The sequence below is a fragment of the Streptococcus sp. KHUD_015 genome (assembly GCF_051106265.1).
GTDB lineage: Bacteria > Bacillota > Bacilli > Lactobacillales > Streptococcaceae > Streptococcus.
Genome location: NZ_CP193665.1, coordinates 474228 through 492638, shown reverse-complemented (window position 1 = coordinate 492638; position 18411 = coordinate 474228). Strand labels below are relative to the sequence as shown.

Sequence of the window (18411 nt, the reverse complement as noted above, 5' to 3'; positions counted from 1 at the left end):
AGATTCGTTTAATCACGAGAATTGTCGTGGTTGCCTTCACTACTTGATTGAGTCGTAGCAGGTGCATTCCCTCGTTGATTTCCTTGTTGGTTCCCCTGACTTGGTGTTGTAGTAGAACCTTGGTTTCCACGTTGGGCTGGTGTTGATGATGACGTTGACGGCGGTGTTTTTGGTTTGTAGATTGAAATCTTGACACGCGTCTTAGTCAAATCAACCTTTTCACCCGCTTTTGGACTCTGTTCAACGACTGTACCCTCAGCAGTTCCATCAGGAGCTGTCGACACTTCTACAACTTCAATATTGGCTTCTTTAATACCGACAATTTGAACGAGATTGTTTTTAGTAAATTCAAGACTAGATCCTATATAACTTGGCATGGCAACGCTGGTTACTTTCTTAGCAACGGTTAAGGTAATCGTTGAGGCCTTGCTCAAATCATAGGTTGTTCCGGCAGCTGGACTCTGTCTGAGAACAGTTCCTGCTTCACTCTCGCTTGATTCTTCTTCCTCAATCTTGATGAGATTTTCAGGAACCTTCTTCTGCTTGAGTTCTGCGATAACATCTGTAGATTTACGACCGATATAGTTGCTCAATTGGAAAGATTGCTTACCTGACGAGACAACCAAATTGATTTTCGTTCCTTCTTTTCGACCAGTTCCAGCGTCAGGATCTGTACGGATAATCCGTCCCTCTTCCACCTTTTCACTAGCCTCTGTCTTCTCCTCGCCAATCTCAAAATTGGCTTTCTTGAGAGTTTCCTTGGCTTCCGCAACTGTCTGACCTGTCACATCTGGAATAGCAATGGTTGCAGGAGTTCTGGATAGTATCCAAACAAGAGAAGCTGCCACCAATACAATGCTGGCCAATAAAATCATATAGCGAACTCTAAATTTCCGTTTTTTAACAGGTTTGGTTGCGTAATTGTCTTCAGAAACCTGCTGACTAGGTTTCGCAGCCTGTGGCTTCGGACTTTGTGTTTGCACCTTAGGAATCGAGGTCAAGGTACTCTGAGATACTTTTGGTAGAGTCTTGGTGTCCGCCTTAGTAGTATCATTAAAGACCAGTTTAGGCTCATTGCGACGATTATAAGACAAGCTACTAGACAAGTCCACATACATCTCTGCAACTGACTGATAACGATCTGTCAATTTCTTGGCAGTTGCCTTGATAACAACATTCTCCAAAGCCTGAGGCACAGATGGATTCTCATCAATAACTGACGGTAATGGTTTCTGGAAATGCTGAAGGGCGATGGTCACCGCACTATCCCCATCATAAGGGATATGGCCTGTCAGCATCTCATAGAAAATAATCCCCATGGCATAGATATCACTCTGTACAGTCGCCTTAGAACCACGCGCCTGCTCTGGTGACAAGTAATGAACCGAACCCAGCATCGAGTTAGTCTGGGTCAAACTCGTCTCAGCAAAGGCTACCGCAATCCCAAAGTCTGTGACCTTGGCAGTCCCATCTGGTGTCAAGAGGATATTTTGAGGTTTCAAGTCCCTGTGAACAATTCCTCTGGTATGGGCCAAACGCATGGCTAGGAGGATTTGTCCCATGATACGGACGGCTTCTTCATTAGAAAGAGGATAGTGTTCCTTGATATAACGTTTAAGGTCTAGTCCAGCAACATACTCCATTGCAAGATACTGTTGACCGTCTTCCTCACCAATATCTGTAATCCGAACGATATGAGGATGGTCCAAATCTGCCATGGCTCTCGCTTCCCGCTGAAAACGCGCCACAGCAATCGGATCTGTCTGGTAATTGGTCCTCAGGACCTTCACTGCCACTTCTTCCCCGTCTAGAATCAAATCTTTGGCCAAGTAAACATCTGCCATGCCTCCTCGACCAATCTGTTTGATAATTCGATACCGCCCGGCAAAAATCTTGCCGATTTGGATCATTCTGCATCCTCCTCGTTCATAGAAACAAGGGCAACCGTAATGTTGTCTAAACCTCCTGCATTGTTAGCAAAACGCACGAGCGTCGCTGTTTTATCTGCCAAAGGAATATCACTGGTTACAATATCACAAATCTCACTACCTGAAATCATGTTGGTCAAGCCATCACTATTAAGTAAGAGATAGTCACCTGACTCAAGGGTAATCATTCCAAAATCAGGCTGAATTTCATCTTTTTGACCGATTGACTGGGTAATAATATTTTTCTGTGGATGACTGGCTGCTTCTTCTGGTGTCAATTGGCCTGCCTTGAGCAATTCATTGACTAAAGAATGGTCGCTCGTTAACTGGTGGTATTCTTCTCCACGAATCAAACCGATACGAGAATCTCCAATATGAGCATAGATAGCCTGATTACCAATAATAGCAACAGCTTCTAGAGTTGTACCCATTCCTTTATAGGCATCATCTTGTCCAAGTTGATGAATCTTTTGATTTTCAATTTCTAAGTAATTGGCGAACCATTCACGCACTTCATTGACTGTATCGATCTGGGTATCGACCCAAGCTATACCTAGGTCTGTTACCGCCATTTCACTAGCGATATTCCCTGCGCGATGACCTCCCATCCCATCAGCTAAAATAATCATGGTACGTCCAGCTCTATTGACATAGTGGTTGACATAGTCTTGGTTATTTGTTCGTTTCTGACCAACATCTGTTAATAATGAAATTTCCATGTGTCAGTTCCTTCCTAATCTGATATCTTGCGAAATTGACTGATGAAGAATCCATCACTTCCATACAACTCAGGTGTAATGAGGATACAGCCGTCTTTCATGATATCCTTACATTCATGTTCTAGTTTTACCTGCTCGAACTCGGGATGACTTTCTAAAAACGCCTCAACGACTTGAAAATTCTCCTCTGAGACAATAGTACAGGTACTATAAGTTATTATACCACCTTTGCGTAGTGTTTGACAAACACTACCTAATATTTCTAGCTGAATTTCCTGTAAGGACGCGAAATCTGCCGTTTCTTTATTGTATTTGATATCTGGTTTGCGACGCAAAAGACCGATTCCTGAACAAGGAGCATCTACTAAAATCTTGTCAAAGGAATTCTGACCAAAAAGCTCATGCACCTTTCTGGCATCCAATTTTTGAGTTTGAACCCGTTCTGCAACGCCTAGACGTTGGGCATTTTCTTGGATTAAGTCCAACTTGTGGTCATACAAGTCCAGAGCAGTAACCTGGCCTGTCGTGAGATAAGAGGCTATATGGGCTGTTTTCCCACCCGGAGCCGCACAAGCATCTAGAACCTGCTCATCACCTTGTAGATCAAGAGTTGGCGCAACCAATTGACTGGACTCGTCTTGGATGGTAATGGCTCCCTCCGCAAACAAATCATGGCCTGCAAAATGCCCTTGCTCCTTGACCAGACCAGAAACAGACAAGGATGAATCACTAGCCTCTAACAAGGCTTGTATTTCCTCTTTTCGGCTTAAGTCAGTCACACGGATGCTGGCCTTGTTGCGCACCAAGAGGCTTTCAAAAATAGCTTGCGCTCGCTCTTCACCGTATTCTTCCTTAAGTTTAGACACGAGCCAAACTGGGAGAGAATAGGCAATGGAATCACGCTTGTTTTTTCGTTTGATGCTGGCAATATCTGGCCAGCCTTCACGCAGGATACGGCGAAGGACAGCATTGACCAATTTTTCGCTGCCTTTTTTACGGACTTTGGCTAGTTCTACTGCTTCATTAACCACAGCATGGTCTGGAATTTTGTCCAAATAGCGGAGTTGGTAGGCACTCATGAGAAGCAGAACATAGAGCCAGCTGTCTAACCGGTCTCTGTCTTCGATAAAGTGGGACAGGTACCATTCCAAAGTTAATTTGCGAGCTACCGTTCCATAGACAATCTCAGTCACCAAGCCCTTGTCCGCTGCCGAAAGTTGACTTCCCTTGAGATGCTTATTTAAGGCAATATTTGAGTATGCTTGATTGATAAAGACATCCTCTAATACTGCTAGGGCTAGACTTCTAGCTGTTTCTACTTTAGTCACCAAATCGTTCTCCTACAGTCAATGTCCGTCCAACTCCGTTGAGGAAGGAAGCAATGTCCATCTTAGGTTTACCCGCTGGCTGCACTTGTTTGAGGGATAAAGCACCTTCTGCCGTTGCAACAACCAATTCTTTCTTGCCGATAGAGAGGATTTCACCTGGATTACCCTGACCTTCTACTGGTAAGGCTTCATAAATCTTAAAGCGATCTCCCTTGAGAAAAGTATGGGCAACAGGCCACGGGTTCATGCCACGGATTTGGTTAAATAGTTGACGATTGCTTTTATTCCAGTCCAGTTTTTCTTCCTCTGGCTTGATATTGGGAGAGAAAGTGACCCTACTTGGATCCTGCGGTTCAGGTTTGATATCACCAGCAATATAGGCAGGCAAAGTGTCCAAAAGCAAGTCACGACCAACAAGAGCTAATTTCTCAAATAAGGTACCGACATTATCCTCATCTGTGATAGGAATGCTACGACGGGAAATCATATCTCCTGCATCCATTTCCTTAACCATCTCCATAATGGTCACACCAGCTTCCTCATCCCCTTGAATCAAGGCATAATGGATAGGCGCTCCACCACGGTGTTTTGGAAGGAGGGAAGCGTGAACATTGACCGCAAAATCCATGCTATCAAGGAGTTTACTTGGAAGAAACTGCCCAAAAGCAGCAGTCACAATTCCATCTGCTCCTAGCTTCATAATAGCTTCCATCTCTGGACTTCCAGATAATTTTTCAGGTTGGTAGATAGGGAGTCCAGCTTCCTTGGCCGCCTGCTTGACTGGAGTTTCTTGGATCACTTTTTTACGGCCGACAGCACGGTCTGGCTGGGTCACAACTGCTAGAATTTCGTAACGTTCATCTGTCAAAAGTCCTTTTAAGACTGTTGCTGAAAAGTCGGGTGTCCCCATAAAGATTAGTTTTGTCATATCTTCTCCTTCTTATAAAAATTGCTGTGGCTCATGGTCAATGTTGAGACGGAGCTCACTATTTTCCCGTTCTTGAGTCAAGGCCAGAACCTGATTTAGAGTCGGCCCCAGCTCATCTTCTAAACGGTATTTAATTAAAATCTGGTAATGATAGAGGTTGTGGGTACGAGCAATCGGTTTGGGCGTTGGCCCAAGAATCTTACTGGTTTCGGACAAGCCTGACCGCAAAATATTCATGACTTCATAGGCACGTTTGACCACCTCTTCTTCTTTCTTATGAGAAAGGGTAATGCCAATGGTGAAATAGTAAGGCGGATAGCCAAGTTGTCGTCTAATTCCCATTTCATAGGCATAAAAGCCTTCGTAGTCCTGATCCTTGGCAAATCGAATAGCATAGTGCTGCGGATTATAGGACTGAATCAAGACCTGACCCGCTTTTTCAGCCCGACCTGCGCGTCCTGCCACTTGAGTCAAGAGCTGGAAGGTTCTCTCAGAAGAACGGAAATCAGGCAGATTCAAAGCCGTATCCGCATTGAGAACTCCGACCAAAGTCACATTGGGAAAATCCAATCCCTTGGCAATCATCTGAGTGCCAAGCAAGATATCCGCCTCTCCTCGTCCAAACTGGTCAAGTAGAGCTTGATGACTGCCTTTCTTACGGGTCGTATCCACATCCATCCGTAGAATACGTGCCTGAGGAAAAAGCTCTGCCAGCTCGTCATAAGCCTTCTGTGTCCCTGTCCCATAGTAGCGAATACTGCGGCTCTTACAGTTAGGACAGGCCTGAGGAATATCTTTCGAAAAACCACAATAATGGCAGTTCATAGTCTTGGTATCCATATGCAAGGTCAGGGAAATGTCACAGTTGGGACAAGTATCTACCGTCCCACATTCCCGACACATGACAAAGCTAGAATAACCACGGCGATTGAGCATGAGAACCACCTGCTCTTTTTTAACCAGACGGTCTTGGATAGCCTCTAGCAAAGGAGGCGTAAAGTTTGACGTCTCATTTTGTCCGATATAGTCCCGAAAATCAATCACTTGAACCTCAGGAATCCTAGCTAAAGGATTGGCACGCTGGGTTAGACGTAAGTGTTGATAGACGCCTTTTCCAGCACGCGCTCGGCTTTCCAGACTTGGTGTCGCAGACCCAAGAACCAGGGCCGCTTGATTATACTGAGCCCGTAAAATAGCCACCTCTCTGGCATGGTAACGGGGATTACTGTCCTGCTTATAAGTAGCTTCATGCTCCTCATCGATAATCATGACGCCTAGATTTTTCAGCGGAGCAAAGATGGCCGATCTGGCGCCAACCACAACTTGGGCATCGCCGCGTTCCACCTTGCGCCATTCGTCATACTTTTCACCATTAGACAGGCCTGAGTGAAGAATGGCCACCTTGTCCCCAAAACGTGCAATAAAACGCTCCGTCATCTGAGGAGTCAAGGAAATCTCAGGTACTAACAAGATGGCTGTTTTCCCCTTATCCAAAGCTCCTTGGATTATTTGTAAGTAAACCTCAGTCTTCCCACTTCCTGTAATCCCTTGAAGGAGGAAGGGAGGCTGGTAACTGCCAATAGCACTGACAACCGCATCACGTGCCTGTCTTTGCTCTGGATTCAACTCCAAAGGCTGACTTGCCTCAATACCTTCAAAATAAGCAGCCGAGCGTTGAACTTCCTTTTGGACTATAGTAACAGCACCTTGTTCCACAAAGAAGTTGACTTGCTCCCGCGAGTAGGATTCTAACAAACTAGCCAAGGAAGCACTCTCAGGATGAGACAGCAAATAGTCTCTCAATTCCAACTTTTTCTTGGCACGTGTAGAAATCTCTACTCCTTCTAATTGAGCAAGGTCAACCTCATACCAAGACTGGGTTTTGACCTTCTTTTGATCAATCGCCTGATATTCTAGACCAAGCAGGCCTTTTCTAGTCAATCGCATCATTTCAGCTTGCTTAGCTAAATCTAGAGAAGAAAAGGCAAGCGAATCCTCTGAACCAAACAGACGCTCTCGGTCTTCCTGACTCAGACCTTCCAGAGGATAGAGAATCTTGTCATAGCTAGAGTTCAGAAATCCTGGTAACATAGCCTTAAGGATGGAGATTTTATAGGAGAAGACGGACTTGCGTAACTCTTCAGCCAGCCAGAGTTGTTCTTGCGTGAGTACAGGAGAAAAATCCAGTACCTCGACAATATCTTTTAAATCTTGCGCCATCTCTTCTTCATCTGATTGGGACTCCAAACCAAGAACAATCCCTTGAATCAGACGATTTCCCTTACCAAAAGGCACATGAACCCGCGTCCCAACTTCTAGCATTCCCTCAAATTCCTTAGGAATCCTGTAACTATAGGGCTGGTCCGTCTGCATCAAGGGCACATCTACGATAATCTTAGCTATAGCCATCTTCTCACCTCCTCCTTGTCAGTACATTCTTGCAATAGAAAAAATAAGATTGAGTCCCCCCAACCTTAAATTTTTTCACCATCTTCTTTTTCTTTAGCGATTTGCTCTTTGATTTTCTTTTCTTCTTCTTCTTTGCGGCGTTTTTCTTCTTCGATACGGCGACGCACTGCTTCACGTTTTCCTTCTGGATCTGGGTGAATTGTAACGTTTCCTGATTCGATTTCTTCTAAAGCGCGAAGAGTTGATTTTTCAGACTTGAAACCTTGAGTTGCTGGCGCACCTGCTTCCAATTCGTGGGCACGTTTTGCTTCCAAGATTACGAGTGAATATTTTGAAGGAACCTTGTCTAGCAAGGTATCAATAGAGGGTTTTAACATCATTTACTTGTACCTATTTTCTAAATTTTATCGAGTAGTTGGAGATTTTGGTAACATCTCCTGATAGTGACCAATGACACGATCCACACGGAAGTGTTCTGCTTCGATCACACGTTTGACACGCTCAGCAGCTAGGGGCACCTGATCGTTGACAATCGCATAATCATACTCACGCATAAGCGCAATTTCTTCCTTGGCTTTTTCGATTCGTTGGGCAATCACTTCTGCGCTGTCTGTTCCACGTCCTACCAAGCGATCTTGCAATTCATCTAAATCTGGTGGTGTCAGGAAGATAAAGCCAGCATCTGGAACTTTTTTCTTGACCTGAAGAGCGCCCTGAACCTCAATTTCAAGGAAAACATCGATTCCCTTGTCCAAGGTTTCATTGACATAGGTCAGAGGCGTTCCATAGTAGTTGCCGACATATTCTGCGTATTCCAACATCTGTCCTTGACGAATCAGCTCTTCAAACTCTTCACGAGTACGGAAGAAATAGTCAACACCGTCCACTTCTCCAGGACGTTGTGCGCGTGTCGTCATCGATACAGAGTATTGAAATTGGTTTTCAGAACTCTCAAAAATCTCTCTTCTAACCGTTCCTTTTCCAACCCCTGAAGGACCAGAAAAAACGATTAGTAAGCCTCGGTCTGCCATTGTGTCTCCTTTTAGTCAGTCTGTGAAATAACATTTCTCTAGAATAACGGCAAAAAGCCAAATTATTCCTTACAGTCTTTCTATCTAGTGTAACAAAAAAGCAGTAATTTTTCAACTGCTCTTTCTTATTTATTTAGCATAATCTACTGCACGAAGCTCGCGGATAACCGTTACCTTGATATTTCCTGGATAATCGAGATTGTTTTCAATTTTCTCACGAACTTTGTGAGCCAAGATTGTAACTTTGTCGTCCTTGATTTTTCCTGGATTGACCATGATGCGGATTTCACGTCCTGCTTGAAGGGCAAAGCTAGTTTGTACTCCTTCAAAGCCGTTAGCAATTTCTTCCAAATCGTGGAGACGCTTGATGTAGCTTTCAAGAGACTCACTACGAGCACCTGGACGAGCCGCACTCAAGGCATCTGCTGCAGCAACAATCACTGCAATCACGCTTTCTGCTTCGACATCTCCGTGGTGACTAGCAATCGTATTGATCACAACTGGGTGTTCCTTGTACTTACGAGCTAATTCCATACCGATTTCAACGTGGCTACCTTCAACCTCACGGTCAATGGCTTTCCCGATATCGTGAAGGAATCCAGCACGACGGGCAAGAGCCGCATTCTCACCAAGCTCACTAGCCATAATACCAGCCAACTTAGCAACTTCAATCGAATGACGCAAGACATTTTGTCCATAAGAAGTACGGAACTGCAAACGTCCCATAATCTTCATCAAGTCTGGATGAAGGTTCGGCGCACCAATTTCATAGGCAGCAGCTTCACCATATTCACGGATCTTATTGTCAATCTCTTGACGGTTTTTCTCAACCAACTCTTCGATACGAGCTGGGTGGATACGACCATCTTTGAGCAACATTTCCATAGTCATACGGGCAATCTCACGACGAATCGGGTCAAATCCTGACAAGGTCACCACTTCTGGCGTATCGTCGATAATCACATCGACCCCTGTCAAACTTTCAAAGGTACGAATGTTACGACCTTCACGACCAATAATGCGTCCCTTCATAGTATCATCTGGCAGATGAACCGTTGAGTTTGTTGACTCCGCTACATATTCACCAGCGATACGTTGCATAGCTTGAACCAAGATGTCCTTGGCCATTTTGTCAGAACGTTCTTTGACCTCTTGCTCAGCTTCACGAATGCGGCTGGCAATCTCCTTGGTCAAGTTCTCCTCTGTCTGAGCCAAGATAATATCTCGTGCTTCTGCCTGAGACAGGGCACCAATACGCTCTAGTTCTGCTTCTTTTTGTCTTTCGACTTCCTCTAATTGCTCTTCACGCGCATCAAGGTTTTTCGCTCTATCAGAAATACTTTGTTCTTTTTGTTCAAGTGTTTGTTCTTTACTCGTCAAATTGTCGTCCTTACGGTCAAGGCTGGTAGCTCTCTCTGTCAAACGACTTTCGATTTGTTTGAGTTCTTGACGTTCTGATTTGAATTCAGCGTCCACTTCTTCACGGTATTTTCTGGCTTCTTCTTTGGCCTCCAATAGTGCTTCTTTTTTAAGAGACTTGCTTTCACGTTTAGCTTCATTAACAAGTAAATCCGCTTCACGCTCAGCTTGTCCACGTAAATTAGTTGCTTCTTGTTCAGCATTTAAAAGCATCAACTCTGCAGCTTCCTGAGATGATTTCATCTTAGCTGAGATGCTGACATATCCAATGACTAAACCAATGATGACGGCAAAAACAGCAATCGCAAGCGACATGATTTCCATGTTTTTACCTCATTTTATTGTTATTCCGAATGACATACATTCTTTTACATTCTACCATAAAAAAGTGATTTTCACAAACCTAAAATAGAATATGTTTTGAGGAAATTGGTGTGAATTTTAGGATTACACTTCTTCGGATCCCTTCAAACTTTTGAACACATCATCAATAAATATATCTGCTAATCTCTTCTTGAAAGAATCATTATTTAATAGAGCACCAAATAAATCTTGACTCTGAGAGTATCCTTCTATAAGAGCATTGTCAATCTCTTCTTCAAAAGCAAAAACGAAATCTTCTCTAGAGTTGACACGAGCAGATTGCTTTAGTCTTGGGTTCTTTTTCATCAATTCACGAATGGATACCGCTCCACTTAGACCGACTTGGGGATCAATATCCAAATCCAACTGTTCGTTAATTTCATCTAAGATTTCAGATAAACGCTTCTCCTGGTCAGTCGTAACGCCTCCAGTACTTGGCTTGGTAAGTATTAACTCTGGATGATATTCCAATTCAGAAACTGACCTGAAAGAACCTGTTTGCTTATGTTTCATATAGTCCACTACGATCTTATCTGCGATTGTAAAATCATCTCCTCCAATGCGAACATCAATCATCTTAACAAGACTTTGCAGATAATTATAACGTTCGTGTAGAACTTCATTTTGATAAGCAGTTGCCTGAATCAAGAAAGTATACATTCTAAGAAAACCTCGAATAACCTTTCGAATAGAAAGTTGTTCTTTCTCATCAAACCGTCTAACTCTATCATAACCTTGATTTAACAGAGAAACCATCTTTTGTTTTTCTCTGCTGTTTCTCTTTTCTTGATATAAGAATTGATTAAACTCATGAACAACATCACTGTCCAAGATACCATACTCATCAATTTTCCTATCCAAGGTCAAGACATCACTAGGTGTGACTGTATCTGCTAAAATAGTCTCACGGTAGTAGGGAGAAAAAGCTGAGCGAATATCGTCATAAGTATTTTTAAAATCAAGAATAAAGGTCTTCTTGTTGTAGCCTCTATAGATACGATTCAAACGAGACAATGTTTGCACCGCAGCAACACTTCGCAACTTTTTATCCACATACATAGCAACTAGTTTGGGTTGATCAAACCCTGTCTGATACTTGTTTGCCACAATCAGGATTTGGTAGTCTTCCGTATCAAAATGATCTTTCAAATAATCTTCCTTGACCTGATTCATTTGCGACTCAGTATATTCACTACCTTGATAATCAACCTTGCCAGAAAAGGCAATCAGGGTTCCAATACTGGTGATACTGTGGTCTTTGAAGTACTTTTGAAAGGCCAATTGATACTTAACTGCTGCCTCACGACCCGAAGTCACAATCATAGCCTTACCTTGACCACCCAATTCAGCCATAATATCATGACTGATAAAGTGATCCATGACAATTTCAATCTTTTGATTGATATTTTCATCAGATAATTCTACAAACTTTGCAATCTTACGCTTAGCAAGAGTTGTTTTTAGCTCAGGGTCTTCTTCGACTGCTTTATTGAGCTTGTAATAGGTCTTATAAGTCGTATAGTTATCTAAGACATCTAAGATAAAACCTTCCTCGATAGCTTGCTTCATACTATAAACATCAAAAGGAGCTTTAGAACCATCTGCTTGGGTTGTACCAAAGAGCTGTAGAGTTGTCGCCTTTGGAGTTGCGGTGAAGGCAATGATTGAGACATTGTCCTGCTTACCTGTCCGAGCAATCTCCTGCTCGATAGCATCCGCAACACTTACTTCTTGAATCTCATCTATAGTTCCATCTTCTGTATCTGTTTCTGTCAAGACTTGACTAACCGAACTCATATAGGATCCTGTCGTTGAACTGTGAGCTTCATCAATCAGGATGGCAAATTTCTTTTTCGCAGTGTTCCCTACAGACATCCAGTTGGATTGGTTGATCTGGGCAAACTTATGAATAGTCGTAGCTATGATTTTTGTATTTCCTGCAATCGCATCCGCTAAGTCACTGGAGGTTTCTTTGTCGCCCATTACCTTGACCACTCCAGGCTTGTGGGAGATTTCCTTGACTGCTTCTTGCAATTGACGGTCAACTACGATACGGTCTGTTACGATTAATACAGTATCTACGATGTTTTGATTCTGATCATCATGAAGAGAAACTAAACTATGAGCCAACCAGGCAATGGTATTGGTTTTACCTGAACCAGCCGAATGCTGAATCAGATAATTACTGTCAGTATAGTTGACTTTCATGTCCTCTAGGAGACGGCTAACTGCTCTTCGCTGATGGTATCTCGGGAAAATCAGGGTCTTCTTTTTATGCTTATCCATCTCAAAAAAGATAAAACTCTCTATTAACTGGAGAATACTATCCTTGGTCAAGACATCAAGCCACAAGTAGTCTGTATCGACACCATCAGGGTTGTGAGGGTTACCACTTCCCATCTCAATACCTTCCCCTTTCCCCACATTAAAAGGTAGGAAATAGGTTTCTTGTCCTTTCAATTGCGTCGTCATATAGACTTCTAGGGTATCCACTGCAAAGGAGGCCAAGACTCCCTGTTCAAAACAGAAAAGACGATTCTTAGGATTGCGCCCCTTTAACTGCTTGATAGCATCCTGAACAGACTGACCACTGGGATTAAATTTAAGTTCTATAGCAAATAGTGCTAATCCATTGATAAAGATAACAAGGTCAATGCGGTCGCTCTCCTCATAAACCACTTCTTCCATAACAGATAGACAATTGGCTTGGTATTGCTGAACAGCTTTTTCATTAAAACTAGTAGCAGGTTTACGATAGAGGAGGCGCAGTTGCTTGTTTTCAATAAAGACTCCCTCTTTTAAGGCGAACAAAAAACCACCCTTGACGATTTCCTTATTGATAAGAGTGATGATCGTCTCCTTGCTCAGTTTTTTTAGGAGGTATTCCATGGTCTCTTCTTGAGTCTCCATCAAAAAATCCCATAGGAGTTCCTCATCCATGGCTAATCGAGGATTGTACTGAGCATTATCCCGCTGAACATAGCCATTCTTATCTTTCAAGTCTTTGATAATCCACTGCTGGAAATCATAGCGCTCCTTCAAGCACAAATTTGCCATAGTTTCTCACTTTCTTTTTCTATAATTCAATTAAAATTTCGTTATAATACAAATTTAAAGTTTACAATGAATTTCTTAAAATCTAAAAATGATAACACAATAAAAAGCAGATATTTTATTGTACTTCAATATTATCTTTTTTATCTTTCTGACGTTTATCTGCAAGTGAATCCTCGTATTCATTTTTAGCAATACCCAATTTCTTTGCATTGGTAATCACAGAAATAAAGGCCTCAAGAGACTCTGCTGTTAGATATATCTCTTTACTTTCTTCATTAAAAGTAAAAGGTGTTTGAAAAAACTGTTCTGATAATTCATTTGCTCTCTTTACACATTCCCATTCATAGCTTGATGCTTCATCATTATATTTTGCAAGCAAATTAATCAATTTACGATGACTTTTTAATTTAGCTTTTATTTTTTCATATTCTTCATCAGATACTTTCACTTTAAAATCCGTCGATAATTTAAACAGTGGCTCTTCATCATTATGAGATAAAAATTTCTCATAATTCTCTTCAGCTGTTATTATTTTCGTCTCATTTAAACCAAACATAATTTCATAATCCTGAACATCAAAGATATATTGTTCAGTTTCATTGTTTTCAGTTTTTTCAGCATAACTTATGATGAACGGAAGACTTCTCCCCTCATCTTTTTCTATATCAACTATTCTAACTTTACCAGAAGTCAAAGTAGCAATAAATCTAGTTTGTAATTTCGCAGCTCGAATTGATTTCAAAAAATATTTGTACTGTACACCATCATTTTCTTCATAAACTAGAAATAATCGTATATCTTCAAATTCCGTTAGAGAAGGTAAAGCTGGTTCTAATTGTGATGAGACTGATTGAATTCTATCTGTTTCAGACTGGAGACTCCCATCAACCTTTCTATAAAATGGAACTTCAGTATTATTCCCATTCGTTTCAACATTTTGTAATGACTCAATTGATTCTTCAAATTTTTCTCTTAAAGTTAATTTCTCAGAATTTTGATTATTAGCAAATTGAATATTATCTATATAATTACTAGCTTCATCTGAGATAACTTTTCGAAAATTTTTCAATTTCCCGGGTGACTTACCTCGTCCAGCCTGCCAGCCAATTGCATATATTTCTACCATTCTACTCTCCTATTTCATCGTTTAATACTTCTTGATCAAAAAAAACAAATGTTCTTGCCATTGTACCAGTGTTTCCTAGAGTACAAATTTTTTTCACACCAGAAAATGCAGCCGAGTCTTTTCGAAAGAAAAATATATTGTAGTTATCTTTTGTTACTAGTAAATTGATTCCAAAAATAGGTAATATCAAGTTTGGAAAAATATCATTACTAAGCATTAATAGCACAAAAAAGAAAACGATAATTACAATTGCTACTAGAGCACTAACTCCATTCATAAATTTTAATACTAAAGAAGGTACAATAGTTGACGACACAAAAGATATGAATCCCGGATTTACTTTTGGTCCATCTTGAATATCAATTACTTTACCTTGAGAAATATTTTTCAACGTGACCTTAGATACATTAAAATTTAAAACAATATTTTTAACAATGTTTTCTTCACTCCTCCGTCCGTTTATATATCCACGTATACTGGAAATTGATATTAGCATTAAAAAAACTAACACTAATAACATCCCAATAATCCACAAGTTTCTACTTAAGTAACAGGGGAGCGACTCGGTCTCTTTCAATAAAAATTGATGAATGTCTACTAATGAAAAATAAATCAATAAAAATGCTGGAAAAAATGCGGTAAAAAAGTAAGCTAAACGAAATTTTAAATCAGTTCCAAATAGCAATCCTACACCCTCCTCTTCCCTGTTACATAATCATAAATAAGAGTTTGTCGTTGTTTGTTAATATTATCAATTTGCTTGTTTTTTATTTGAATTAGTTGATCAATCTGATATGTTTTCTTATCCAGAAGATCTGAAATTTTTGTTTGTTCAGATAAAGGCGGTAAGATAAGCTTTATATTTTCAATAATTCCCATACCTATATTTTGTTGAGTTCCAAAAGACCAATTGAATTCAACTTGAGCTTTAAAAATATTAGATATTAAATAGTAATAGATGTATTTTTGAACAGCTAAACTTTTCTTACACCTTATTAGAGCAAGTGGAGACCAAATATCAAATATTTCATCAGTGTTAACTATACCGACATTCCCAGTTGTTGCACCAGATTTTACAATAAAAATATCATCTTTTTTAGGAGATATTTTTTTCTTAAAACGTTCATGGTCTTGCAACGAGATATAACCTCTCTTATAATTAAAATCCAATACACCATTTTTTACAGCTTCTGCCGATAAAAATGGAATACCTGTCTCGCATAGTAAAGGCGTTTCATGTGGTCCATCAGTGACAGGCGTAGCTACTACATGTTTAATTGGCTTCACTCCCCACCCTTGAGGTATCTGTCCAATCCAGTCGATTCCTGAATCCTTCATAGGGACGTTTTTATCCAGTCCTTTTGTGACGGTCTCATAAATCAGGCTAGCACGGTAGTCTTTAAGTTTTTGAATTTGCTCTTCCAATAGGGATTTAACCTTATCTAATTGGGCAGTTTTCTTATCAAGAAAATCGGCAATTTTTTGTTGTTCAACAAGACTTGTTGGAAAAGCAATTCTCATATTTTTTATATATTCCCAACTTGCTCTAGGCATTTTACTACCATAAGTTGAAGTATTAACTTCTTCAATAAAACTATCACTTTGAATAGCATAGTATAAAAAATTCATATCTAATTCTGAAGATTGAAATACAAGAAATTCTGAGCTAGCCGTTGAAGTGAATGTGGCTCGCCAATATTTTCTTAAATATGGTCTTAACTTCCCAAATAAAACATCTCCAATTTCGACTACAATATTTTCACTCTTATCAACTTGTATACCAGTTTTAACAAATTTCCCAGTTTGACTTTCTATATTTTCTAATCCTATATAAGGTACAGAAGAGTCTGTTATTCTTTTTTCACTTCTAGTAGTTACTAAATATCTTATTTTAGACGTCTCCCACTCTTCTGGTATCTGTCCGATCCAGTCGATACCACTCTCTTTCATCCTAGTCATGTTTGAGTTCCTCCAAGAGAGTCTGTAGTTCTGCTTCCAGTTCATAAAACTCTGCCAAGAGCTTGTCGGCACTTTCTGGTGCTTGGTAGTGATAGAAATAGCGGGTAAAAGGAATCTCTGCTCCATAGCCTTTTTCCTCATCAAACCAGTAGTGGGCGTCAGGTACATGAGGATAAACCTCACGCGCAAAGTAGGTTTCCACATCCTCTGTCAGCTTAACGATTTCACTGTCCTTGGTGGTCTTATCATAGACAATCCCATCGGCAATCTCATTTGCCTTGTCTTTCCTCTTGGTTCGGATAACTTCTGCTGTTTTGTCCATTTCACTCATAGCTAAGGCTAGCGCATTGACATTAGCAGGCGTAAGCTTAAACTCTCCCAGCAAGTCCTTGATGACTTGGGCAAAGTTCTCAAAGTTAGGATAGGTCTTATCAGAGCTTCCCTTAGCAAGAGCTGTCAGGATAGCTTCTTGCTTGATCTTACCAGCTACAAAGTCCTGTAATTTTTTCTCATCCTTGGCTGAACGTGGTTCCATCTCTAGCAATTCTTGGTACTTGTATTCATCAAATAGTTTAGCTAGGAAAGGAACACTTTTCGCTTTCTCAATTGTTTCTTCGCTTATCTGGCCACGACGTTGCAGAGGTTGCATAACTGTAAACTCTCGATAGAGAAACTCTTGATTGTCAAAGATTTTTACATGGTCATTTTCTTGAAAATCATCGTACCAGCGAAGGATCTGACGGATATTATCTTGAGACAACTCACGGCGTTTTTGACCTAGAGATTTACGTAGAGGAATAAACTCCTCCGTCGCATCGATAAACTGAACCTTGTTCTGGCGCTCAGGAGACTTGTTTTTATTATAAATCCAGATATAAATCCCAATTCCTGTGTTATAGAAAAATTGACCTGGAAGGGCGACTATAGCTTCCAGCAAATCATTCTCAAGGATATATCGGCGAATCTGACTTTCTCCCGATGACGTCCCACCTGAAAAGAGGGGAGATCCATTTGAAATGATGGCTGCACGGCCATTTTCTTCTAATTTTGCAAGAGCATGAAGATGGAAGAGTAGTTGAGCATCTCCAGTTCCTGGAGTCGCGACAAAACGACCTTGACGACCTTCTGTTTTATCAAAGAGTTGATGATCTTTCTTAACTGCATCCTCAACCCCATCATCCGCATCCTTACCACCCCAAGCTTGACCGAAGGGAGGGTTAGCGATGACAAAGCTCATCTTAGTATCTGGGAAAGGATCTGGATCTTTTAAGGTATCCACCTTCACAAAATAGTCAGAGTCTTCCTGACGAATTAGCATATCTGCACGACCAATCCCAAAGGTTTCAGGCAAAACTTCCTGACCAAAGAGTCGGACAGTGGCTCCTGTATTCAACTGACGGATATAGCTTTTAGCTGTAGCCAGCATTCCCCCAGTTCCAGCGGCCATGTCTAGTATTTTCAACTCTTTTTTATCAACAAAAAGTTCTTCGTCTGCCTCAATCAAGAGGAGATTGACCATCAGAGCAATAACTTCACGAGGGGTATAGTGAGACCCCGCTTCCTCATTTTCAGAAAATCGGCGGATGATATCCTCAAACATGTATCCCATACGCATAGAGTCAACTGAACTTGGAGACAAATCAATTTGAGAGAACTTTTTAATAACCGTGAAAAGGCGACCACTCTGGGCCAGAGTACGGACTTGCTCTTTAAATTTTAGGTTTTCAATGATGTCCTTGACACGACAAGAATAGCCATCCAGATAGGCTAGAAAATTCTCCTCGATTGCATTTGGATCATTTTGAAGATTTTCCAACGTAAAAGGACTAACATTGTAGTAACGATAGCCTGAAAGTTTCTCCAACACTTTCTCAGGTGTATTGGGATTTGCTTTGTATTGTGCTACCACCTGATCCTTGGTTGGCAGCAAAGCAGCTTCTAAACGAGTCAGGACAAACATTGGAATAATGACATCGCGATACTTATCTGCTCGATAAGCTCCTCTAAGAGTGTTAGCGATAGACCAAACCGTATTGACATCATTAGAAATTTGGATGTCATTTGCTTGGAATAGTGGTAATTTTTCTTTGAAATTAGACATTTACTTCCCCTGTTTTTATTATTAACAATTCTCTTCATTATAC

General features: G+C 40.9%; 13 protein-coding genes. All 13 read right to left on the bottom strand.

Going from position 1 to position 18411, the window contains the following annotated elements; translation table 11 throughout:
* Positions 1-8: 8 nt before the first annotated feature.
* Positions 9-1910: a Stk1 family PASTA domain-containing Ser/Thr kinase gene (pknB, locus tag ACORHU_RS02320; RefSeq protein ID WP_061759523.1), complete on the bottom strand. Its 1902-nt coding sequence runs from the start codon at positions 1908-1910 to the stop codon at positions 9-11.
* Positions 1907-2647: a Stp1/IreP family PP2C-type Ser/Thr phosphatase gene (locus tag ACORHU_RS02315; RefSeq protein WP_434364672.1), complete on the bottom strand. Its 741-nt coding sequence runs from the start codon at positions 2645-2647 to the stop codon at positions 1907-1909. The genes pknB and ACORHU_RS02315 overlap by 4 nt, the downstream gene beginning before the upstream one ends.
* A 14-nt stretch (positions 2648-2661) precedes the next feature.
* Complete coding sequence (gene rsmB / locus ACORHU_RS02310; protein WP_434364671.1) at positions 2662-3975, bottom strand: 16S rRNA (cytosine(967)-C(5))-methyltransferase RsmB; 1314 nt, start codon at positions 3973-3975, stop codon at positions 2662-2664.
* Entirely contained in the window at positions 3968-4903 is a 936-nt protein-coding gene (fmt, locus tag ACORHU_RS02305; protein WP_000163712.1) for a methionyl-tRNA formyltransferase, read from the bottom strand. The genes rsmB and fmt overlap by 8 nt, the downstream gene beginning before the upstream one ends.
* Positions 4904-4915: 12 nt before the next feature.
* Positions 4916-7312, bottom strand: a complete 2397-nt coding sequence (locus ACORHU_RS02300; protein ID WP_434364670.1) for a primosomal protein N' — start codon at positions 7310-7312, stop codon at positions 4916-4918.
* A gap of 65 nt (positions 7313-7377) precedes the next feature.
* Positions 7378-7692, bottom strand: a complete 315-nt coding sequence (gene rpoZ / locus ACORHU_RS02295) for a DNA-directed RNA polymerase subunit omega (RefSeq protein ID WP_000979235.1) — start codon at positions 7690-7692, stop codon at positions 7378-7380.
* 24 nt (positions 7693-7716) lie between these two features.
* The gene (gmk, locus tag ACORHU_RS02290; RefSeq protein WP_434364669.1) at positions 7717-8343 is read right to left on the bottom strand and encodes a guanylate kinase; all 627 of its coding nucleotides are present in this window, start codon (positions 8341-8343) and stop codon (positions 7717-7719) included.
* A gap of 129 nt (positions 8344-8472) precedes the next feature.
* Positions 8473-10086: a ribonuclease Y gene (locus tag ACORHU_RS02285; RefSeq protein ID WP_049540959.1), complete on the bottom strand. Its 1614-nt coding sequence runs from the start codon at positions 10084-10086 to the stop codon at positions 8473-8475.
* Positions 10087-10209: 123 nt separating this feature from the next.
* Positions 10210-13182, bottom strand: a complete 2973-nt coding sequence (locus ACORHU_RS02280; RefSeq protein ID WP_434364668.1) for a type I restriction endonuclease subunit R — start codon at positions 13180-13182, stop codon at positions 10210-10212.
* A 115-nt stretch (positions 13183-13297) separates the two neighbouring features.
* Positions 13298-14308 carry a hypothetical protein gene (locus ACORHU_RS02275; protein WP_269793247.1) on the bottom strand — a complete coding sequence of 337 codons (1011 nt, stop codon included), beginning with the start codon at positions 14306-14308 and terminating at the stop codon, positions 13298-13300.
* Position 14309: 1 nt separating this feature from the next.
* A complete protein-coding gene (locus ACORHU_RS02270) occupies positions 14310-14993 on the bottom strand; it encodes a hypothetical protein (protein ID WP_434364667.1) in 684 nt (227 codons plus the stop codon).
* Between the two features lie 2 nt (positions 14994-14995).
* A complete protein-coding gene (locus ACORHU_RS02265) occupies positions 14996-16267 on the bottom strand; it encodes a restriction endonuclease subunit S (RefSeq protein WP_434364666.1) in 1272 nt (423 codons plus the stop codon).
* On the bottom strand, positions 16260-18368 hold the full coding sequence (locus ACORHU_RS02260; RefSeq protein WP_434364665.1) for a type I restriction-modification system subunit M: 2109 nt from the start codon (positions 18366-18368) through the stop codon (positions 16260-16262). Before ACORHU_RS02260 ends, ACORHU_RS02265 begins: the two co-directional genes overlap by 8 nt.
* Positions 18369-18411: the final 43 nt, after the last annotated feature.